At 63.8% G+C, this 19,741-nt stretch carries 19 protein-coding genes; 6 read left to right on the forward strand and 13 right to left on the reverse strand.

Annotated elements, in window-relative coordinates:
- Positions 1-5 precede the first annotated feature (5 nt).
- The 7 genes from prsR to sphantq_RS04260 form a co-directional block, all read right to left on the reverse strand.
- Positions 6-1,370, reverse strand: a complete 1,365-nt coding sequence (gene prsR / locus sphantq_RS04230; protein ID WP_129925952.1) for a PEP-CTERM-box response regulator transcription factor — start codon at positions 1,368-1,370, stop codon at positions 6-8.
- Positions 1,370-3,442, reverse strand: coding sequence for an XrtA/PEP-CTERM system histidine kinase PrsK (gene prsK / locus sphantq_RS04235; protein WP_129925951.1), 2,073 nt, complete (start codon positions 3,440-3,442; stop codon positions 1,370-1,372). The genes prsR and prsK overlap by 1 nt, the downstream gene beginning before the upstream one ends.
- A 13-nt stretch (positions 3,443-3,455) precedes the next feature.
- Complete coding sequence (locus sphantq_RS04240) at positions 3,456-4,844, reverse strand: TIGR03013 family XrtA/PEP-CTERM system glycosyltransferase (protein WP_066603619.1); 1,389 nt, start codon at positions 4,842-4,844, stop codon at positions 3,456-3,458.
- A 240-nt stretch (positions 4,845-5,084) separates the two neighbouring features.
- On the reverse strand, positions 5,085-5,348 hold the full coding sequence (locus sphantq_RS04245; RefSeq protein WP_066603623.1) for a hypothetical protein: 264 nt from the start codon (positions 5,346-5,348) through the stop codon (positions 5,085-5,087).
- Between the two features lie 52 nt (positions 5,349-5,400).
- Positions 5,401-6,045, reverse strand: a complete 645-nt coding sequence (locus tag sphantq_RS04250; RefSeq protein ID WP_066603625.1) for a sigma-70 family RNA polymerase sigma factor — start codon at positions 6,043-6,045, stop codon at positions 5,401-5,403.
- Between the two features lie 117 nt (positions 6,046-6,162).
- The gene (locus tag sphantq_RS04255) at positions 6,163-6,294 is read right to left on the reverse strand and encodes a regulator (protein WP_066603629.1); all 132 of its coding nucleotides are present in this window, start codon (positions 6,292-6,294) and stop codon (positions 6,163-6,165) included.
- A gap of 75 nt (positions 6,295-6,369) precedes the next feature.
- A complete protein-coding gene (locus tag sphantq_RS04260; protein WP_066603631.1) occupies positions 6,370-7,158 on the reverse strand; it encodes a response regulator in 789 nt (262 codons plus the stop codon).
- 276 nt (positions 7,159-7,434) lie between these two features.
- Between sphantq_RS04260 and sphantq_RS04265 the strand changes: the two genes are divergently transcribed.
- A complete protein-coding gene (locus sphantq_RS04265) occupies positions 7,435-7,689 on the forward strand; it encodes a NepR family anti-sigma factor (protein ID WP_066603633.1) in 255 nt (84 codons plus the stop codon).
- A gap of 43 nt (positions 7,690-7,732) precedes the next feature.
- Entirely contained in the window at positions 7,733-9,280 is a 1,548-nt protein-coding gene (locus sphantq_RS04270) for a sensor histidine kinase (protein WP_242495960.1), read from the forward strand.
- Between the two features lie 6 nt (positions 9,281-9,286).
- On the opposite strand, the gene tgt is transcribed toward sphantq_RS04270, so the two are convergent.
- Both tgt and sphantq_RS04280 read right to left on the reverse strand, forming a co-directional pair.
- Positions 9,287-10,417 (reverse strand): tRNA guanosine(34) transglycosylase Tgt, encoded by a 1,131-nt coding sequence (gene tgt, locus sphantq_RS04275; protein ID WP_066603640.1) that lies wholly within the window; start codon positions 10,415-10,417, stop codon positions 9,287-9,289.
- 79 nt (positions 10,418-10,496) lie between these two features.
- Complete coding sequence (locus tag sphantq_RS04280) at positions 10,497-10,676, reverse strand: hypothetical protein (RefSeq protein ID WP_066603643.1); 180 nt, start codon at positions 10,674-10,676, stop codon at positions 10,497-10,499.
- A 238-nt stretch (positions 10,677-10,914) separates the two neighbouring features.
- Between sphantq_RS04280 and sphantq_RS04285 the strand changes: the two genes are divergently transcribed.
- Positions 10,915-11,883, forward strand: a complete 969-nt coding sequence (locus sphantq_RS04285) for a crotonase/enoyl-CoA hydratase family protein (RefSeq protein WP_272799686.1) — start codon at positions 10,915-10,917, stop codon at positions 11,881-11,883.
- A 22-nt stretch (positions 11,884-11,905) separates the two neighbouring features.
- On the opposite strand, the gene sphantq_RS04290 is transcribed toward sphantq_RS04285, so the two are convergent.
- Entirely contained in the window at positions 11,906-13,921 is a 2,016-nt protein-coding gene (locus sphantq_RS04290) for a putative bifunctional diguanylate cyclase/phosphodiesterase (protein WP_082679070.1), read from the reverse strand.
- Between the two features lie 19 nt (positions 13,922-13,940).
- Positions 13,941-14,912 (reverse strand): bifunctional helix-turn-helix transcriptional regulator/GNAT family N-acetyltransferase, encoded by a 972-nt coding sequence (locus sphantq_RS04295; RefSeq protein WP_272799687.1) that lies wholly within the window; start codon positions 14,910-14,912, stop codon positions 13,941-13,943.
- 61 nt (positions 14,913-14,973) lie between these two features.
- On the opposite strand from sphantq_RS04295, the gene sphantq_RS04300 reads away from it, so the two are divergent.
- On the forward strand, positions 14,974-15,663 hold the full coding sequence (locus sphantq_RS04300) for a GNAT family N-acetyltransferase (protein WP_244884370.1): 690 nt from the start codon (positions 14,974-14,976) through the stop codon (positions 15,661-15,663).
- 166 nt (positions 15,664-15,829) lie between these two features.
- Here the strand turns inward: sphantq_RS04300 and groL are convergent, their stop codons facing one another.
- Together groL and groES are read right to left on the reverse strand one after the other, a co-directional pair.
- The gene (gene groL / locus sphantq_RS04305; RefSeq protein ID WP_066603658.1) at positions 15,830-17,476 is read right to left on the reverse strand and encodes a chaperonin GroEL; all 1,647 of its coding nucleotides are present in this window, start codon (positions 17,474-17,476) and stop codon (positions 15,830-15,832) included.
- A 101-nt stretch (positions 17,477-17,577) separates the two neighbouring features.
- Positions 17,578-17,865 carry a co-chaperone GroES gene (groES, locus tag sphantq_RS04310; protein ID WP_007704439.1) on the reverse strand — a complete coding sequence of 96 codons (288 nt, stop codon included), beginning with the start codon at positions 17,863-17,865 and terminating at the stop codon, positions 17,578-17,580.
- Between the two features lie 386 nt (positions 17,866-18,251).
- Between groES and sphantq_RS04315 the strand changes: the two genes are divergently transcribed.
- Both sphantq_RS04315 and yghU read left to right on the forward strand, forming a co-directional pair.
- Positions 18,252-18,686: a universal stress protein gene (locus tag sphantq_RS04315; protein ID WP_066603660.1), complete on the forward strand. Its 435-nt coding sequence runs from the start codon at positions 18,252-18,254 to the stop codon at positions 18,684-18,686.
- An 86-nt stretch (positions 18,687-18,772) separates the two neighbouring features.
- A complete protein-coding gene (gene yghU / locus sphantq_RS04320; RefSeq protein WP_272799688.1) occupies positions 18,773-19,642 on the forward strand; it encodes a glutathione-dependent disulfide-bond oxidoreductase in 870 nt (289 codons plus the stop codon).
- Positions 19,643-19,741 lie beyond the last annotated feature (99 nt).

Genomic DNA, 19,741 nt, shown 5'->3' on the forward strand with positions numbered 1-19,741 from the left:
CGCGATTAGCCCTGGATCTGATATTGTTTGAGCAGATCGTACAGCGTCGGGCGGCTGATCCCCAGCATCTTGGCTGCGCCGGAGATATTGCCGTCGGTCCGCGCAATGGCGCGGCGGATGGCGCGACGATCGGCCATTTCGCGCGCCGCCTTCAGGTTGACGAGGTCGCCGCCCTCGGCGCGCTCGTCGTCCAGATCGAGGTCGGCGGCGGTTATCAGCTTCCCGTCGGCCATGATGACCGCGCGCTTGATGCGATTTTCCAGCTCGCGCACATTGCCCGGCCACCCCCAGGCGTCGAGCGCCGCCAGCGCATCGGGGGCCAGCCCCTTGACCTGCGGGTTCATGTCGCGCGCGAAGCGGGTGAGAAAATGGCGGGCCAGCAAGGCGGGGTCGCCCGCCCGGTCCTTGAGCGCGGGGATGCGCACTACGATCTCGGCCAGGCGATAGAATAAATCCTCGCGGAACGTACCCGCCGCAATCATCTGCTCCAGATTCTGGTGGGTCGCGCACACGATCCGGGTATCGACCGCGATCGGCTGGCGTCCGCCGATCCGTTCGATCACCCGCTCCTGCAGGAAGCGCAGCAGCTTGACCTGCAACGCCAACGGAATGTCGCCCACTTCGTCCAGAAACAATGTCCCGCCCTGCGCCTGCTCGATCTTGCCGGGCGTCGTCTTGATCGCGCCGGTGAACGCGCCCTTCTCATGGCCGAACAGTTCGGATTCGAGCAACGTCTCCGGGATCGCCGCGCAATTGATCGCCACGAACGCCCCGCCACGGCGCGGACTGGCGTCATGCAACCCCTGCGCCAGCAATTCCTTGCCGGTCCCGCTCGCGCCCAGCAACAGCACCGACACCTCCGCCGCCGCCACCCGCTCGATCGTGCGGGCCACCTTCATCATCTCCGGCGCGCCCGAAATGAGGCGGCCCAGCACCCGACCATCCTCCGGCGCGGTTTCGGCCAGCCGGGCATTTTCCCGCTCCAGCGCATGGACGTGGAAGGCGCGGCGGACGATCAGGCCCAGTTCGTCGATATCGACCGGCTTCTGGTAAAAGTCGTAAGCGCCGCCGGAAATCGCATCCAGTGCGCTTTCGCGCGCGCCATGGCCGGACGCGACGATGATCTTCGTGTCCGGCTTGATCTTGAGCATCTCCGCCAGCGTCGCAAAGCCTTCGCTGGTGCCGTCCGGGTCTGGCGGCAGGCCCAGGTCCAGCGTGACGACATCGGGCGTTTCCGCCCGGAGCATCTCGATCGCTTCCTGCCGATCACCGGCGATGAACAGCTGATAATCCTCATAGGCCCAGCGGAGTTGGCGCTGAAGGCCCGGATCATCCTCCACAATCAGCAATTTGGGACGGGTGTCGCTCATCAGGCGGCCTTTTCTTGTCTGTCTGTTCGGGGCGCCAGCGGCAGGCGAAGCGTGAAACGGCTGCCCGCGCCGGGCTTGCTCTCCACCTCGATCCGCCCGCCCATGGCCAGCGCCAGGGATCGCGCCTCGAACGCGCCTAGGCCAAAGCCCGCCGCCTTGCTGGAGGAAAAGGGCTTGAACAGGTCGCGGCGGACATATTCGGCGCTCATGCCCTTGCCCCGATCGACGATCTCGACCACCGCCTCGCCGCCATCGGCGGACAGGCGCAACTCGACGGGGCTGTCGGGCGCGCTGGCGTCGATCGCATTTTGCAGCAGGTGGGTGATGATCTGCTCGACCCGCGCCGGATCGGCCAGCGCCAGCGGCGCATCGCCCGCGACATGCACGGGATGCAGGCGCGCGCGGGCGCGGGCGACCTGCTGCAACAGGTCGATCAGCGCCATCGGCCGCGGCTCTTCGGCCCGGCCCTTATTATGCTGCGACAGGCGGGCGAGCATGTCGTTCATCTTGCCCACCGATTCCTTGAGCGTCAGCACCATGTCGGCGCGAAATTCCGGGTTGTCGGCATGGCGTTCGGCATTGCGCGACAATAGCGACAACTGGCTGACCAGATTCTTGACGTCATGGATGATGAAGGCGAAGCGACGGTTGAATTCCTCGAACCGCTGCGCGTCGTCCAGCGCCTGCTGGCCCTGCGCCTCGCTGATATGGGTCGCGGCCTGCCGCCCGGCGGCGCGCAGCATGTCGAAATCCTCCCAGTCCAGCCGCCGGTCGATCGGCGGGCGCGCCAGCAGCAGCGCGCCGATCAGCCGGCCATAATGGATCAACGGCACCAGCGCCCAGGCGCGGCGATCCTGCGTCATCCAGCCAGGCAATATCAGCGCGCCGTCGCCGCTCTTCAGCCGCGCCAGATCGACGATCCAGCCGCTCTTCTCGATTTGCACCACCGTGGCCGGCGCGACCGCATCGACTTGCGCCAGGTCGCCGGTCCAGTTCCAATGCGTCTCGAACGATAGGGCGTCCCGCTCGTCGCGCAGCATCAGGATAGCGGCAGGCGAATCGGTGATGTCCGCCATCGCCTTGGCCACCCGCCCGCCCAGCGGCGCGGCATCCTCGCCGGGGCGGCCGATCGTGTCGCCAAAGCGCATCCATTCGGTGCGATAATCATAGCGATGCTGGAAGAAATGCTTGGCGACCTGCACCTTCCACAGCGCGCGGACCTGTGGCGATGGCAGCAGCACCAGCGCGGTGACCGCGGCGAAGAATACCGCGGCGATCTCCACCACCCGCGCATAGGGGCCGGCGATCAACTCGATCAGCACGGCGGCGGCGGTCAGCACAACGACATAGAGGCCGACCGCGACGATAGAGAGCGACTGGAAAGTGATGGCCCGCGACAATTGCAGCCGCCCCGCCATACCCTTGCGCATACCCACCGCGATCACCGGCGCCAGCAGCGCCATCAGAAGGCCGCGCAATGCGTAGAGTTCGCTCACCCGATGCGGCGCGAAATAGCAGATCACATAGAGGTTCAGATCATAGGTCCACATCGCCGCCAGCGCGCCGAGCAGCAGCGCCACCCCGCCCCGCTCACGCGATGGCCAGGCGGTGTAAAGCTGATGCACCAGCAGCAGGCTGCCGATCGCGGTCATCATCCGCAGAATCAGCGAGCAGGTGACGAGCGCGTGATGCAGGTCGCTGGCCGGCGACAATTGCCGCCAGGCGAGGTCGGTGAAGGTCTGGAGCAGGATCAACCCCGCGACCGCGGCATAGACGGCGCTGATGGCGACGGCCGGCGCGGCGCGGCCCACTGGCCCGCGCCGCAGCATGACGAACATCGCCAGCAGCCATGCGGCATTGCGGATGCTTTCGCCGATCCCCGACAGCGGCTTGGACACGCCGCCGAACGACACATAGAGCGCCCAGCAGGATGTCAGCAGCAACGCGGCCGACAGCAGGCGCGGTTCGGGCGCCTCGTCGCGGCGGCGCAACAGGAAAATCCCCAGCGCGGCGAACAACACGGCCGCCAGCGCATGGCCCCAATCGCCGACAAATTGCAGGAGCGCGCCCATCGCCGCTATCGCCTCAGCGCGCGCCGTCGGGCCACAGCACGACCCGCAACGTCTGGATCAGGATCAGCAGGTCCAGGAAGGGCGTGTAATTTTTGGCGTAATAGAGATCATATTCCAGCTTGTGCCGGCTGTCCTCGATCGACGCGCCATAGGGATAGTTGATCTGCGCCCAGCCGGTGATGCCGGGCTTCACCATATGCCGTTCGGCATAATAGCGCAGATGCTGTTCCAGATCCTCGACGAACTGGCGCCGTTCGGGACGGGGGCCGACAAAGCTCATCTCGCCTTTGAGCACCGTCCAGGTCTGCGGCAGTTCATCAATGCGCAGCTTGCGCAGCCAATAGCCCAGCCGCGTGATGCGCGGATCGTCCTTTTCCGCCCACACCGCCTGGCCGTTGACTTCCGCGTCCAGCCGCATCGTGCGCAGTTTTACGATCCAGAATTCCTGGCCGAACAGGCCGACGCGCTGCTGGCGGTAGAAAGCCGGCCCCTTGCTATCCAACTTCACCAGGATTGCGGCGAGCAGGATGATCGGGCCGGTCAGCGTCAGCAGGATCAGGCTGGCGATGATATCGAACAACCGCTTGGCGATGCTCGACAGGCGGCGGCCGGCGGAAAAGCCGTCGGAAAAGATCAGCCAACTGGGATTGACGCTGGCCAGGTCGACCCGCCCCGTCTCCCGCTCAAGAAAGCTCGACAGGTCGTTGACATGTACCCCGGTCGTCTTGATCCGCAACAGGTCGGACATGGGAATGGCGTTACGCCGTTCCTCCAGCGCCAGCACGACTTCGCTGGCGTTCAGCCGCACGACGAAATCGGACAGGTTGAAAATAGCGTCGCGGTTGATCGCTTCGGGGATCACCTGCGGCCCGTCATTCATGGCGATGAAACCCACCACCAGGAAACCCGCTCCGCGCTTCTGCTCCAATTCCTTGATCCGGTTGGCGCGGTTGCCCGCGCCCAGCACGACCAGCCGCCGCTTGAACGCCTCGCCGCCCAGCATCGACCCCAGCAACAGCCGAACCGCGACCAACAAGGCCATGGCCAGGCCCATGGCGTAGAGCGAGTTGGACCGCCACAGCGTCATGCCGGGCATCAAGAAATAGATCACCGACAGGAAAATGACGCCCAGCGACACCGCGACCAGCAGCCGCGCGAAGGCGAACCGGATCGATTGCAGCGCTTCGACACCATAGACGCCGACCGCGATCATCCCGGTCTGAATCGCGAAGGCGAAGCTCAGCAACGGCCCGATCCGCGTCATCACATGATCGACGTCCATACCGATCTGACGCGCGCGCAATATCCATCCGCCCTCTGCCGCGCACAGCAACAGCACAAAATCGAGCAGCCCCAGCAACAGCACCGCATGCGGCACATAATGTTTGAACAGCCTGATCATCGTCGCGCATATCCTGCTGGCCGCCGCGATGGCGCGCCTTTTCGGGAGCGAATTTCCTTACGATGCCTGTAAGATAATCCGACAGTGGGCGCACCCTGCCTCAAAATGGCAAAGAAATACTGAATCGCGCACGCAGTCGTAGCCGATCAACGCGGGTGAAGCCGCGGAACGCTGTCGCTAGATAAAGTGGTTATACAAGACCCGTCGAAGATCATGGACGGACCGGATCGCAGGCCAAAGCTAATTTCCGTCGCGCAGCGTGTCCGCCGCATTCTTGGCGGCATCACCCACGACGCGCGCGGCATCGTCCACTGATCCAGCGGCCTGGGTCACCTTGTCGGCCTGGCGGTCGCCGCGCCGTTCGTTCGTCATGTAGAAAAAGCCGATGGCCAGGATCAGCGCCAACGCCACCAGAGCAAACACCACGCTGCTCCCGCCTGATCTTTCGACAGTCGTTATCGGCGGTGGCCGGTCTTCCTCCCGGCCGGAGGGCATGTCACCCATGATCCGTCTCCTATGTTCAGGAAGAACGGACGGGACGACAGGATCGTTCCGGTCATTTATGCCCGTCATGGTTCGGGCGACCGCGGCTCAGGCGATCGACATCCTCCATGATCTCGTCGAGCACGGCGGTTTCGGTCGTTTCCTGTGTCCGGCGAGAAGGCAGGTCGCCGCTTTCCAATATTTGTTCCAGCGCAGCACGGCCGCGCGCGACGCGGCTCTTGATCGTACCGACCGCCACACCGCAGATTTCTGCGGCTTCTTCATAGGCGAATCCGCCCGCCCCGACCAGGATCAGCGCTTCGCGCTGCGGCTGGGGCAGTTGCAGCAGGGCGCGCTGCATGTCGGATAATTCGACATGCTTGTCCTGACCGGCCGGCGCCGCCAGAATGCGATCGGCGGTCAGATCGTCCCAATCGCCGCGGAAGCGCGAACGGCGCATCTGCGAGAGATAATGGTTGCGCAATATGATGAAGGTCCAGGCGCGCATATTCGTGCCGGCCTGGAAGCGATTGCGCGCCGCCCAAGCCTTCAACAGCGTTTCCTGCACTAGGTCGTCGGCTAGATCGCGATTGCCCGACAGCGACCGGCCAAACGCGCGAAGATGCGGAATGACGGCCGCCAATTCTCGCTTGAAATCCGAATCGGACAGCGCGGCGCGCTCCTCGATCCCGCTGATTTCGCCAACGTCATCATCCATGGGAACAACCCCCGTGCCCGAAACCGCACTCGCCGCATGAACCGACGTCGTCAAAGCCATATATATATCCGTACCCTAAACCGATCACCGCCAAAGACCAACCTTCCGCATACCGCCCTATCGCCAGATCACCAGCAGCATGGCGACAACTGCCAACGCCAGCGAAATGGCGAGCACATAACGCACCACATGGGGCGTGGCGCCAGCGCGCGCATCATCGGTGGCGATATGCTGTTCCTGCTCGACCATGACGGATCTCCCGATCGTTACGCATCATTAACGCAGCGCACCGATCGGGGTTCCGTGACTTTCTGGTCACCGCCTTCAGGCGGGGGCAGTCGCCTCGTCAAAGAACAGAGCCTGCGAAATCGCAGCCTTGACCGTCGATCGCTGGAACGGCTTGGTGATGAGGAAGGTTGGTTCGGGCCGCTCGCCGGTCAGCAGCCGTTCGGGGAAGGCGGTGATGAAGATCACCGGCACCGAAAATTCGGCCAATATGTCTTTGACCGCATCGATGCCGCTGCTGTCGTCGGCCAATTGGATGTCGGCCAGCACCAGGCCGGGACGATCGGCCAGCGCTTCGCGCACCGCATCCTCGCGCGTCACCGCTATCGCGGTCACATCATGGCCCAGATCGCGGACGATGGTTTCGATATCCATCGCGATGATCGGCTCATCCTCGATGATCAGCACCTTGGCGCGGGTCTGCGCCTCGATCTCGCTCAACGCTTCCTCGACCAGCGCCTCCACATCGCTGCTGTCCATATCGATCAGATAGGATACGTCATCGACGGTGAAGCCTTCGAGCGCGGTCAGCAACAGCGCCTGGCGCGGCAGGGGCGTCAGTCGGGCCAGGCGCGCCTGGGCGATCGCCTCGCGACCGCTCCCGCTCACCGGCACATCTTCCAGATGGGCGGACGACCAGATGGCGTGAAAAGTCTTGTAAAGGCCAAGACGCGGATCGACGTCGCTGGGGAATTCTTCCGGCGCGGCGACGATCGCTTCCAGCGCGGCGCGGACATAGGCGTCGCCGTGATTCTGGCTGCCGGTCAACGCCCGCGCATAGCGCCGCAGAAACGGAAGGTGGGGGTGTAGTTGCTGTCCAAGCGACATCGTCAAGTCTTCTCCCTGCCCGTCAGGGCCACATTGTCCCGAAGCATGGGAACATGGTGGAAGGATGGAATGTCCATGTCAGGATGACAACCCCCCGCCGCCCCATCGCCGTGCAAAGTTGCGCAGCGTAAAAAATGCTTCGATGGGCGGAACCATCGACAACCGGATTTGTTTCGCACCCACATGGTTTTTTAGACGATATCGTGAATTTCCCATGAATTGCATGATTGTGCGAATTGACGTCATGAGGCAAACCCGCGAAACGGGCGTGCCGACATGGCGGAAATGGCTGTAGAGGGGCTGATTTTGGTTTCTTCAACGACGGAGCGGGGCGTGGCCGATGACGACAAAAGTGCCGACGCCGCAACCCGGAAAGCAAAGATGACGGGTTCCGCCGCTAAGCAGAAAAATCCGCCGCCCGCGGACAAGGAGGACGCGCATGTCTCCCAGGCTCTGCGCACCGTGTACCAGCGCGCCGTGGATGAGGATATTCCGTCCGAAATGCTGGACCTGCTGAGCAAATTGGACTGACGCACAGATGATCGGGGGCAGCCTTCCTCCGGCAGCCCGCTCCATGGTTGAGCCTCTGCTGCAATTTCTCCGCTCGACCGGCGTCAAGATGTTCCTCATCCTGACGTTGGCCCTGTTGCCGCTGGGCCTGATCGCGCTTGTCGCATCGCTTCAGGCCATCCGCACCGCCGACCTGGAAAAGGAAGCGTTGCTGCGCGTCGCGGTGACGCAAAGCGCGCGCAAGCTGACGGCCGATCTGCAATCGGACCGCACCGCGCTCGAACTCGTCGTCAACGCCCTGGCCAATAATGCCGCGGACAAAGGCATGTGCCGGCGTCTCGCCTTCTTCCTGACGTCCCATGATGCCGAAGGCGGCCATTTCTATATCTACGATCGCGCGGGCAACCGCTTGTGCAATTCGCCCGAACCCGAACCGGCCGGCATAGCGCCCGCCGATCGCTTCGCCCGGCCGATGGCGCAATTGCTGCCGACCCATCTGGTCAGCCGCGTGCGCAGCGGCAACGGCCGACTGGTCGCGCTGTCTTATTATTCGCGCGGGCATCTCGAAAGCATCGCCGATCCCGCCACTGCGCTGCAAAACCGCATGCTCAGCCTGCGCCAGGGCGCCAGGCAATTGATCGTCAGCCGTCCGGGCGCCGACATAGACGGCCATAGCAACAGCCTGTCCGCCCGGCTCGACCCGCCCGACATATTGCTGACCATGACGGTGCGCGAACCGCCCGCCACGCTGGCGCGGATGCTCTCTCTGTTCCTGCCAATGGTGATGTGGTTCGCCGCTGCGGCGATCGGCTGGTTCGTGGTCAACCGCCTGCTCATTCGCCCGCTGGTGCTCTTGCGCCGGGTGGTGGCGGACTATCAGCCGGGCGAAGTGCTGCAACCCTTGCAGCGCATCCGCACGCCTGCGCAGGAGATCGTGGCGCTCGGCGAAACCTTCCATGAAATCAGCATGGACGTCGCCACCCATGAGGCGGAGATTTCCGAAAGCCTGGAAACCCAGCGCAAGTTGACCCGCGAAGTCCATCACCGCGTCAAGAACAACCTCCAGATCATCGCCAGCCTCATCAACTTGCACGCGCGATCCGCCCATGACGCCGAAGCGGTCGAGGCCTATGCTTCGATCCAGCGCCGGGTCGACGCGCTGTCGGTCGTTCACCGCAATCATTTTGCGGAGTTGGAGGAAAATCGCGGCGTCGGCGTCCGCCCGCTCATCAGCGAATTGTCGGCCAGCCTGCGCGGCACCGCGCCTGCCGCCGCGCGCCGCTTCGCGATCCAGATCGACAGTGACAATCTACACATCAGCCAGGATGTGGCCGTGCCGATCGCCTTCCTGTTGACCGAACTGGTCGAACTGGCAATGATGCTTGCGCCTCAATCGAAGATGCAGATCGCTGTGCAAGTGGAGCAGGACCGCGACGATCGCGCCCGACTGATGGTGCGATCGCCGGGTCTGAAGGCGTCCGAAGCGATGGCCAGCCGGCTGGACGAACGCTATGGCCGCGTCCTGACCGGCCTGTCGCGCCAGCTGCGCGCGCCGCTGGATTATGACGGCGAAGCGGGAAGCTACGCCATCACCATCACCGTCATGCCCTGATTCCGCTCAGACCCGCTGGTAATCGCGGCGAAAATCGGCGGTGAAGCGGGACAGCGTGCCGGCCGCGATGTTGTCGCGCAGCCCTTGCATCAATTCCTGGTAGAAATGAATATTATGCTGGGTCATCAACATCGCCCCCAGCATCTCGCCCGCTTTCACCAAATGATGCAGGTAGGCGCGGCTCCAGGTCGCACACACCGGACAGCCGCACCGCGGATCGATCGGCCCTATATCCTCGTTGAATTTGGCGTTGCGGATGTTGAGCGGCCCGGCCCAGGTGAAAGCCTGACCGTTGCGGCCCGATCGCGTCGGCAGCACGCAATCGAACATGTCGATGCCGCGCTCCACCGCGCCGACGATGTCGTCGGGCTTGCCCACCCCCATCAGGTAGCGCGGCTTGTCCTGCGGCAGCATGGCGGGGGCGAAATCGAGCGTGGCGAACATCGCCTCCTGCCCCTCGCCCACCGCCAGCCCGCCCACGGCATAGCCGTCGAAACCGATCTCGATGAGCTTTTCGGCCGAAATACGGCGCAGTCCCTCGTCTAGCGATCCCTGCTGGATGCCAAACAACGCGGCCCGCTCGGCATGGTCGCCGCCCGCGTCGAAGCCTTCGCGCGACCGCTTGGCCCAGCGCATCGACCGCTCCATCGATCGGCCCGCCTCGTCATGGGTGCACCCATTCTTCGTACATTCGTCGAACGCCATGACGATGTCGCTGTCCAGCAACCGCTGGATTTCCATCGATCGCTCCGGCGTCAGCATATGCTTCGACCCATCGATATGGCTGGAAAAGGCGACCCCCTCTTCGCTCATCTTGGTCAATGCGGACAGGCTCATCACCTGATAGCCGCCGCTGTCGGTCAAGATTGGCCGGTCCCAGCCCATGAAGCCATGCAGCCCGCCCAGCCGCGCCATGCGCTCGGCGCCGGGACGCAGCATCAGATGATAGGTGTTGCCCAGGATGATGTCCGCGCCGGTCGCGCGTACCTCGGCCGGGCGCATCGCCTTAACGGTCGCGGCGGTGCCCACGGGCATGAAGGCGGGGGTGCGGATTTCGCCGCGGCGCATCTGGATCGCGCCGGTCCGGGCCTTGCCGTCGGTGGCGCTGATGGCGAAAGAAAAACGAGGCTTGGTCATCGCCGCGCCTTAAGAGCGAACGGCCGCGCGCACAAGGATCGGTGCAGGAATCGGTGCCGGGATCGGCGATCCAGCCGGATCAGCCCGCCTTGCGGACCCCGTCGAACAGCGCCATCGCGTCAATGTTGAAGCCTTCGACTCGCCGATAGGGACCGATGAAGCGCAGGCAGTCTGCCGACAGGCGCAATGGCCATGGCGTACCGTCCGCATCATGCAGGGCCAGTGTGACGCAAGGGGTGGCTGGACGCGCGCTGTTCATACCCATCAGGCTAATTAACAAAGGTTAACAAAGCCCTGATCGTCCAATCTTGCTGCTGGTCGGCAAGGGCTTTTGTGGCATTCGCGCCACATCGACGTCAGTTCCCGGCGGTTTGGGGCGACCTCCTTGCAACAGTTAGGGGCAAAAATGGTTAACGCACTGTCAATGAATGACCGCCCGATTGCATGGTGCCGTCCAGCCTGATCTTTTCATGCAATATAGAAAAACGGGGTCGCAGATGATTGATTCAGGACGGTTTAATCCCACCAGAGACGAAGCTGAACATGCGTCGGACGACTATGTTTCAGACAGTGGCGACCATCCGCCGCTCGCCGCTACGGAAAGTGCGCTCGACGCCGCATTCCGCCAGTCCACCCTGTTCGATCTGGGGCAGATCGACGTGCGCTGGGACGCGGACCTTGCGACACTTTGGGCGTTCATGACGCCGCTTGAACGGCCCAACAGCAATATGGGCCTGATTCGCGACACCATGGCCTGGCAACGCGAAAGCCGCCGCGTATTCGGCGGCGCGGACGGCCGCGGCCAGGACGGCCCGCTTAAATTCATGGTGCTGGGTTCGCGCTTTCCCGGCGTTTTCAACCTGGGCGGCGATCTGGAGATGTTCGCCGAATGCATCCAGCGCCGCGATCGGGAGACGCTGCTGAAATATGGCGTCGCCAGCTGCGAGATCGTCGATCGCATCTGGCATTGCAACGACATGAACATCATCAATATCGGCCTGGCCCAGGGCGATGCGCTGGGTGGCGGGCTGGAAGCGCTGATGTGTTTCGACGTCATCATCGCCGAACGACAGGCGCGCTTCGGCCTGCCCGAAGTGCTGTTCGGCCTGTTCCCCGGCATGGGCGCCTATTCGATTCTCTCACGCCGGGTCGGCCCGGTGCTGGCGCGGCAGATGCTGACCGAGGGTCATATCTATACCGCCGACGAAATGTGCGAGATGGGCATCGTGACGCAGGTGGTCGATACCGGCGAAGGCGAAGCGGCGACCGCCCAGTGGATCAAGGACCATAGCGCCCATCATGCCGGTTATGTCGGCATCAACCGGGCGGGCCGCCGGGTCAATCCGATGACGCTGGAGGAATTGATCGACATCGTCGAAACCTGGACCGACACCGCGCTGGCGTTGTCGGACCGCGACTTGCGGATGATGCGCCGGCTTGCCGCAGCGCAAACGCGGTTGCGCTGATGGGATGACGCACGCCGCGCGTTCAGGCGCGGCGTCGGCGCGGCACCGGATCGGGTCGTTCGCTGCCGTCCAGCGGACCGGCCGCGATCAGTTCGACTATCCGCTCGCGCGGCACCGGGCGACTGAACAAATAGCCCTGGACATTGGTGAAGCCCGCTTCGCGCGCGTGCGCCAGCTGGTCGGGCGTCTCGATCCCTTCGGCGACCGTGTCCATGCTGAGGTCGCGGGCCAGATTGCCGATCGCGCGTACGATGGCGCGATCCTCGGCATTGGCGCTCACCCCTGCCATGAAACTCTGGTCGATCTTCAGCGTGTCGAACCGGTAGGAGCGCAAATAGGACAGCGCGCTGTAGCCGGTGCCGAAATCGTCCAGCGCCAGCCGCAACCCGATCCGCTGCAATTCGCGCAGGATCGCATTGGTCTGCCCGCTATTGTCGAGGAAGATCGATTCGGTGACCTCCAACTCCAGCCTGCGCGCCGGCAGCCCCGTCTCCAGCAGCGCCGCGATGACATTGCCGGGTAGTTCGGAACATTTGAGCGAGGCCGGCGAGATATTGATCGCGATGCGGACGTCGCCCGGCCAGGACACCGCCGCGGCGCAGGCGTTGCGCAACACCCATCCGGTCATCGCCTCGATCATGCCCATGCCCTCGGCGATCGGGATGAATTCGGATGGCGGGATCGGCCCCAGCACCGGATGGTCCCAGCGCAGCAACGCTTCGCAGGCGTCGATATGCCCGCCGTCCAGATTGACGATCGGCTGGAACAGCAGCTTCAATTCGCCGCCGTCCAGCGCCCGCCGCAGACCCGTCTCGATCTCGTGAACGCGGTTGAACCGCTCCTTCAGCGACCAGTTGAAGCTGGCGGCGCGATTGCGCCCCTCCCGCTTGGCTTCATACAGCGCCAGGTCGGCATGTTGCATCAATTCGTCCATGTCGCGCCCGTCCTGCGGCGCGACGGCGTAACCGATGGAGGCGGTGACGGAGAGGTGATTGTCGCTCAGGTCGAAACCATGGGCGAAATAGGATATGATCTCCTGCGCCAGCGCCGCTGCGGTCACCCGGTCCATGTCCGGGCAGATGACCACGAATTCGTCGCCGCCGAACCGGGCGATCCGCCCGCGGTCCTGCACCACGTCATTCAGGCGTTCCGCAACGCAACGCAATAGCTGGTCGCCCACCATATGGCCCAGCGAATCGTTGATTTCCTTAAATCGGTCGACATCCATCCACAGAATGGTCACGGCGTCGTTCCGCTTTTGGTTGGTGTCGAATATATCGCGCAGGCGCATCTGCATCGCCATGCGGTTTTCCAGGCCGGTCAGGCTGTCGAACCGCGCCAATCGCTCGAACTTGTCAGCCAGCAAAGACTTGTCGCGCTTGCCGACCAGCGCCTGAACGACGATACGGTGGATAGTGGAGCTGATTTCGGCCAGGCCCAGCACCATCATCACCATAGCCACCGACAATACGCGATAGCCGGTCGATCCTTCCAGCCACAGCCCCGTCGCGGTCGGCAACAGAGTCAGGCACACCTGTCCAATGGCGATCTGGACGCGCCCCGCATTGCGACCGGAAATGCCGCCTGCATAGCCGGTCGCCATCGACACGCTCAACATATGGGTCACTGGATCAGGCGATCCGATCAGCGTGACGAAGGCCATTAAACCCAGCAACCCGGCATAGCCCCAGGCGCCCAGTTCATAGGCCAGTTCCCAGTTGCGCGATGCAACCGCAGCGCCGCGCACCAACTGGCGATGGAAGAATACGGCGGATACGACCCGCAGCGTCGCCACCAGGCACAGGACGGAAACGACCATCTGGATCGGCCCCGGCGCCGACAATGTGCTGATGACGATGCCGACAGCGACGCCGGTGACCGCGCCGATGGTCAGCGATGTGGGCGACGCATAAAGCGATTCGACCAGGCTCCGCCGCACCTCGGCGTCCTGCCCCGGTTCCTGCGCCCTGCGCCGTTCCAGCAATGTTTTCAGCAGGCGCAAATGGCGGGTCTCCGGTTCCCGCCCCCGTGATCGCATTTCTTCCTTTATTTTTCGGTTAATGCAGCGCCAATATCCAGCGTTCACCCGTCATTTCGGCACCGAAAAGACTATGCGCCTCGCGCTCCACCAATTGAAAGCCTGCCGATTCATACAGGCGGCGGGCTTGGGTGAGAATATTCTGCGTCCACAACATCATCTGCCGATAGCCCGCATCGCGGGCGAAGCCGACGCACTGATCGATCAGCGCCCGGCCGATGCCCAGGCCGCGGGCGACGCGCTCGACATGCAACAAGCGCAATTGCCCGACATCCTCGCCGACGTCGGCCAGCAACACCGCGCCCAGCATCGCGCCGTCGCGCTCGGCGATCCAGGCCTGCTCCCGCCCCGGCTTGAAATCGCGCAGGAAGGCGGTGGTGATTTCCCCCTGCATCACCTCCATCGCCCGCCCCCAGCCATATTCCGCTTCATATAGTCGTGCCTGGCGCGACGCGACCAGCGCCAGGTCGCCAATGCGGAAGGGACGGATCGACCAGCCGCCGGACGCCTCCTCACTCGCCATCGGATCGCCCAGCAGCGCGCGAACCTGACCCAAGGCCGCCACCAGGTCGTCCTGCTGCCCCCGGTCCAGTTCGACGATCCGCGCGGCGGTGTCGGCGCGTGTCCGCGCATCGATCGCCGCAAAGGCCGCTCGCCCTTGCGCGGTCAGCGCGATCGGCCGCTGCCGCGCGTCGCTCCCTCGCCCCCGCGCGATCCATCCGCGCTTTTCGAAGCCGGCGATGATCCGACTGGCGTGGCCGGCGTCCAGTCCCATACGCTCGCGCAGGCTGCTGGCCAGTACGCCCGCTTGCCCCTGAGCGATCTCGTAAAGCAGCCTTGCCGCCGTCACGCCCATGCCGCTGTCCATATAGCTGGGCTGCAACACGCCCGCGAACCGGGTGTGAAAACGGTTGAAGGCGCGCAGCGCCGCCACGGTTTCAGGCGCGGGGCGTGTGGGGGAGATATCGGCGGGGGTGCGATCATCGGTCATTGCGACACAGGCTAAGCCATGATAGTTGACAACGTCAACTAATAATCGAAAGTCTCCACTGGTGTCCAACTCCCTGTCTCACCCGCTCGATCATCCCGTCTGGCACAGCCTGTCGACCGGCTGGTCCGCGCTGGCGCAGGGCGACGCCCGCGCCCGCCGGATCGACCCGCTCTATGGCCCTTTCGGTGCGGCAGCGGACGACAGCGCGGCCAGCAGGGCGGCGCTTGCGACGCTCGCGCCGGAGGGCGGCGAACTCTGGCTGGTCGGCCCCGATGCGGTGACCCCGCCGCCGGGCGTCGCCGTGCAACGCACTGCAAAGCTGGCGCAAATGGTCGCCACCTCGATCACGTCCTCCTCGTCCGCCCCGCCCGCCTGGGTGACATTGGACGAAAGCAATGCCGCGGATATGCGCGCCCTCGCCCTGCTCACCAGGCCGGGACCGTTCGCGCCCCTGACGCACAGGCTGGGCCGCTTCATCGGCGTGCACGACAAGGGCCAACTGATCGCGATGGCCGGCGAGCGGATGGCGCTGCCGGGCTTCACCGAAGTCAGCGGGGTCTGCACCCATCCCGACTGGCGCGGCCGCGGGCTGGCCGGCGCGCTGATGCGGATCGTCGCCCAGGCGATGCTGGACCGGGGCGAAACCCCCTTCCTCCACGCCTATGCCGCGCACGACCGCACGATCGCGCTCTACCGCACGCTGGGGTTCGAAGTGCGGGCGGAACTGCCGATGATGGTGGTGACGCGATAACGGCGGGCAGCGGATCGGATCGCAGGCGATCCCGTCAAGGTCGCCATCCAAAAGACAAGGGCCGGTGGATCGCTCCACCAGCCCCTTCTTTTGCGTCAGGAAAGCCGGAAACTTCGTTCCCGCGATCGAACCGCAGGCGAGGCAAGCCCCGCCTGCGACGATCGCTTTAGAAGTCCATGCCGCCCATGCCGCCCATGCCACCGCCGGGCATACCCATCGGCGCCTTGTCGTCGGCGGGCAGTTCGGACACGGCGGCTTCCGTCGTGATGAGCAGGCCGGCGACCGAGGCAGCGTTCTGCAGCGCGGTGCGGACGACCTTGGTGGGGTCGATCACGCCGGCCGCGACCAGGTTTTCATACACGTCGGTCGATGCATTGAAGCCGAACGAGGTGTCGTCCTGGTCAAGCAGCTTGCCCGACACGACGGCGCCGTCATGGCCCGCATTGCTGGCGATCTGGCGCACCAGAGCGGTGAGCGACTTGCGGACGATGTCGATGCCGCGGGTCTGGTCGTCATTGACGCCCGTCAGGCCATTGAGCGCCTTGGTCGCGTACAGCAGAGCCGTACCGCCACCGGGGACGATGCCTTCTTCGACAGCGGCGCGGGTTGCATGGAGAGCGTCGTCGACGCGATCCTTGCGCTCCTTGACTTCGACTTCCGTCGCGCCGCCGACCTTGATGACGGCCACGCCGCCAGCCAGCTTGGCCAGACGCTCCTGCAGCTTTTCACGGTCATAGTCCGAGCTGGTGTGCTCGATCTGCTGACGGATCTGCTCGGTGCGGCCCTTGATCGAGTCATGGTCGCCAGCGCCATCGACGATGACGGTGTTGTCCTTGTCGATGGTGACGCGCTTGGCGGTGCCCAGCATACCCAGCGTGACGGACTCAAGCTTGATGCCCAGATCTTCGGAGATCACTTCGCCCTTGGTCAGGACGGCGATGTCTTCCAGCATAGCCTTGCGGCGGTCGCCGAAGCCAGGCGCCTTGACCGCAGCGACCTTCAGGCCACCGCGCAGCTTGTTGACGACCAGGGTCGCCAGCGCTTCGCCTTCGATGTCTTCTGCGATGATCAGAAGCGGACGGCCCGACTGAACGACGGCTTCCAGGATGGGAAGGATCGACTGCAGGTTCGACAACTTCTTTTCGTGGATCAGGATGTACGGGTCAGCCAGTTCAACCGACATCTTTTCCGGGTTGGTGATGAAGTAGGGCGACAGGTAGCCGCGGTCGAACTGCATACCTTCAACGACATCCAGCTCGAAGTCGAGACCCTTGGCCTCTTCCACGGTGATGACGCCTTCCTTGCCGACCTTTTCCATCGCTTCGGCGATCTTCTCGCCGACTTCACGATCGCCATTGGCGGAGATGATGCCGACCTGGGCGACTTCGGCCGAACCCGAAACCGGCTTCGAACGCGCCTTGATGTCCTCGACGACCTTGATGACGGCAAGGTCGATGCCGCGCTTCAGGTCCATCGGGTTCATGCCGGCGGCAACCGACTTCATGCCCTCGCGCACGATGGCCTGGGCCAGCACGGTCGCGGTGGTGGTGCCGTCACCGGCGATGTCGTTGGTCTTCGAAGCGACTTCGCGGACCATCTGGGCGCCCATATTTTCGAACTTGTCCTTCAGTTCGATTTCCTTGGCGACGCTGACGCCGTCCTTGGTGATGCGGGGCGCGCCGAAGCTCTTGTCGATGACGACGTTGCGGCCCTTCGGCCCCAGGGTCACCTTGACCGCGTCGGCCAGAATGTCGACGCCGCGCAGGATGCGCTCACGAGCGTCACGCGAAAACTTTACGTCCTTCGCTGCCATGATCTTTCACCTTCTTTAAGAATTGCAAAATTTGCGAAGTTCACACCGTTACAGGGCATGAATTTCCGCCGAAAAATGGAATGACTGTCCGGTTCGCCGCTTTACGCGACGACGCCCAGAATGTCCGATTCCTTCATGATCAGCAGGTCTTCACCGTCGACCTTGACTTCGGTGCCCGACCATTTGCCGAACAGCACGCGATCGCCGGCCTTGACGTCCAGCGGGGTCACCTTGCCGTCTTCGGCCTTGCTGCCGGTGCCGACGGATACGATCTCGCCTTCCTGCGGCTTTTCCTTGGCGGTGTCGGGGATGATGATGCCGCCGGCGGTCTTCGCTTCCGCTTCGATGCGGCGGACGAGAACACGGTCGTGCAACGGACGAAATGCCATGTTGATTGCCTTTCCCTAGCTTTGGGAGGGGGCGGCGCACAGGATCGGAGGACGATCTCCCCCGCAAAAGCCCTGTCCGCTTGTCCGTCTCCCGATGAACTTGTCGTTGTTAGCACTCGTTGATCAAGAGTGCCAGCGGCATCCATATGGAAAAGTCGTTCCGCTGGTCAAGAGTTGCCGCGCGAAATTTTTCCGGCTTCTCAAATCATGGCCAACGGCGCTTTATGGCAGATAGGGTGCGCCCCACCGACCGTCATCCCCAACGCGACGGATTGCGCGGATATTGCGGCTGTTCCTCCTTCATGTCGTTTCGGGAATCTTTGATGACAGGCGCATCGTCCGCGCGGGTCGCCGGTTGAAAGCGGCATAAGCAAAAGGAGACGAGGATGCCCTACGCCACGATCATCGCCGCAATCGATGTCCACGATCCCGATCTGGCCCGCGCCGCCATCGCCGGCGCGGCCGAGGTCGCGGGAACGGATGGCGCTGTCCATATCCTTTACGTCCGCTATTATCTGCCGACCCGCTATTCCGAATTGTTGGCCAGCGATTTCGACGAGCGGGAGGAGGAAGACGCCCTGTCCGACATGCAGGCATGGGCGGCAGCGGCCGGACTGGACCCCGTCCGCACGCAGATATTCACCCGCCGCGGCCGGGTGCGGGACGAAGTGATTATCGAAGCGGAACGACGCAAGGCGGACCTGATCGTCCTTGCCTCGCACCAGCCGTCCCTCTCATCGCGCCTGCTCGGCTCCAACGCATCGGCCATCGTGCATCAGTCGCCGGTCAGCGTGCTGGTCGTGAGGACCGATGCGAAATAATCGTGGATAGTTAAGAGGCGGTTGGTTGCGGGCGGCGGGGCCGCTTCCTACCTGCGGAAGATATCCCCTTATCGGAGCCAGCCCGCATGACCGAGACATATACCCCGCCCCGTGTCTGGACCTGGGACAAGGACAATGGCGGCCCCTTCGCTTCCATCAACCGCCCTATCGCGGGCGCGACCCATGACAAGGCGCTGCCGGTCGGCCAGCATCCCCTCCAACTCTATTCACTCGCCACCCCCAATGGGCAGAAGGTGACGATCCTGCTGGAGGAGTTGCTGGCAGCGGGCGTCAACGACGCGGAATATGACGCCTGGCTGATCCGCATCGGCGATGGCGACCAGTTCGGCAGCGACTTCGTCGCCATCAACCCCAACAGCAAAATCCCCGCGCTGCTGGACCATAGCGTATCGCCGCCGCAGCGGATTTTCGAATCCGGGTCGATCCTGCTCTATCTGGCCGAGAAATTCGGCAAGTTCCTGCCCACCGATCCGGCGGCAAGGACCGAGGCGCTTAACTGGCTTTTCTGGCAGATGGGCGCCGGCCCGCTGCTGGGCGGCGGCTTTGGCCATTTCTTCGCCTATGCGCCGGAAAAGTACGAATATCCGATCAATCGTTATACGATGGAGGTGAAGCGGCAGTTGGACGTGCTCGACATGCGACTGGCTGAGCATGAATATATAGCGGGCGCCAACTATAGCATCGCCGACATCGCGATCTGGCCCTGGTATGGCGGACTGGTGCTGGGCCGCGCCTATGATGCGGCGGAATTTCTCGACGTGGCCAGCTATAAGAATGTCCTGCGCTGGGCGCAGCAGATCGACGCTCGCCCCGCGGTGCAACGCGGCCGCATGGTCAACAAGGTGAACGGGCCGCTGGAGGAGCAATTGCACGAACGCCATGACGCGGGCGATTTCGCCACGAAGACCCAGGATAATGTTGAAGGCGCAGCCTGACGCTGGTTCGACCTACGACCGGATGACGTTGCATTCCCCTCCCCTTCATTGGGGGAACGTCATCCCGCTCTGACGTCCCTCGCGAAGGGGACGGCGTGA

Origin of the sequence: Sphingobium sp. AntQ-1 (genome assembly GCF_028538045.1) — a bacterium.
Taxonomy (GTDB): Bacteria; Pseudomonadota; Alphaproteobacteria; order Sphingomonadales; family Sphingomonadaceae; genus Sphingobium; species Sphingobium cupriresistens.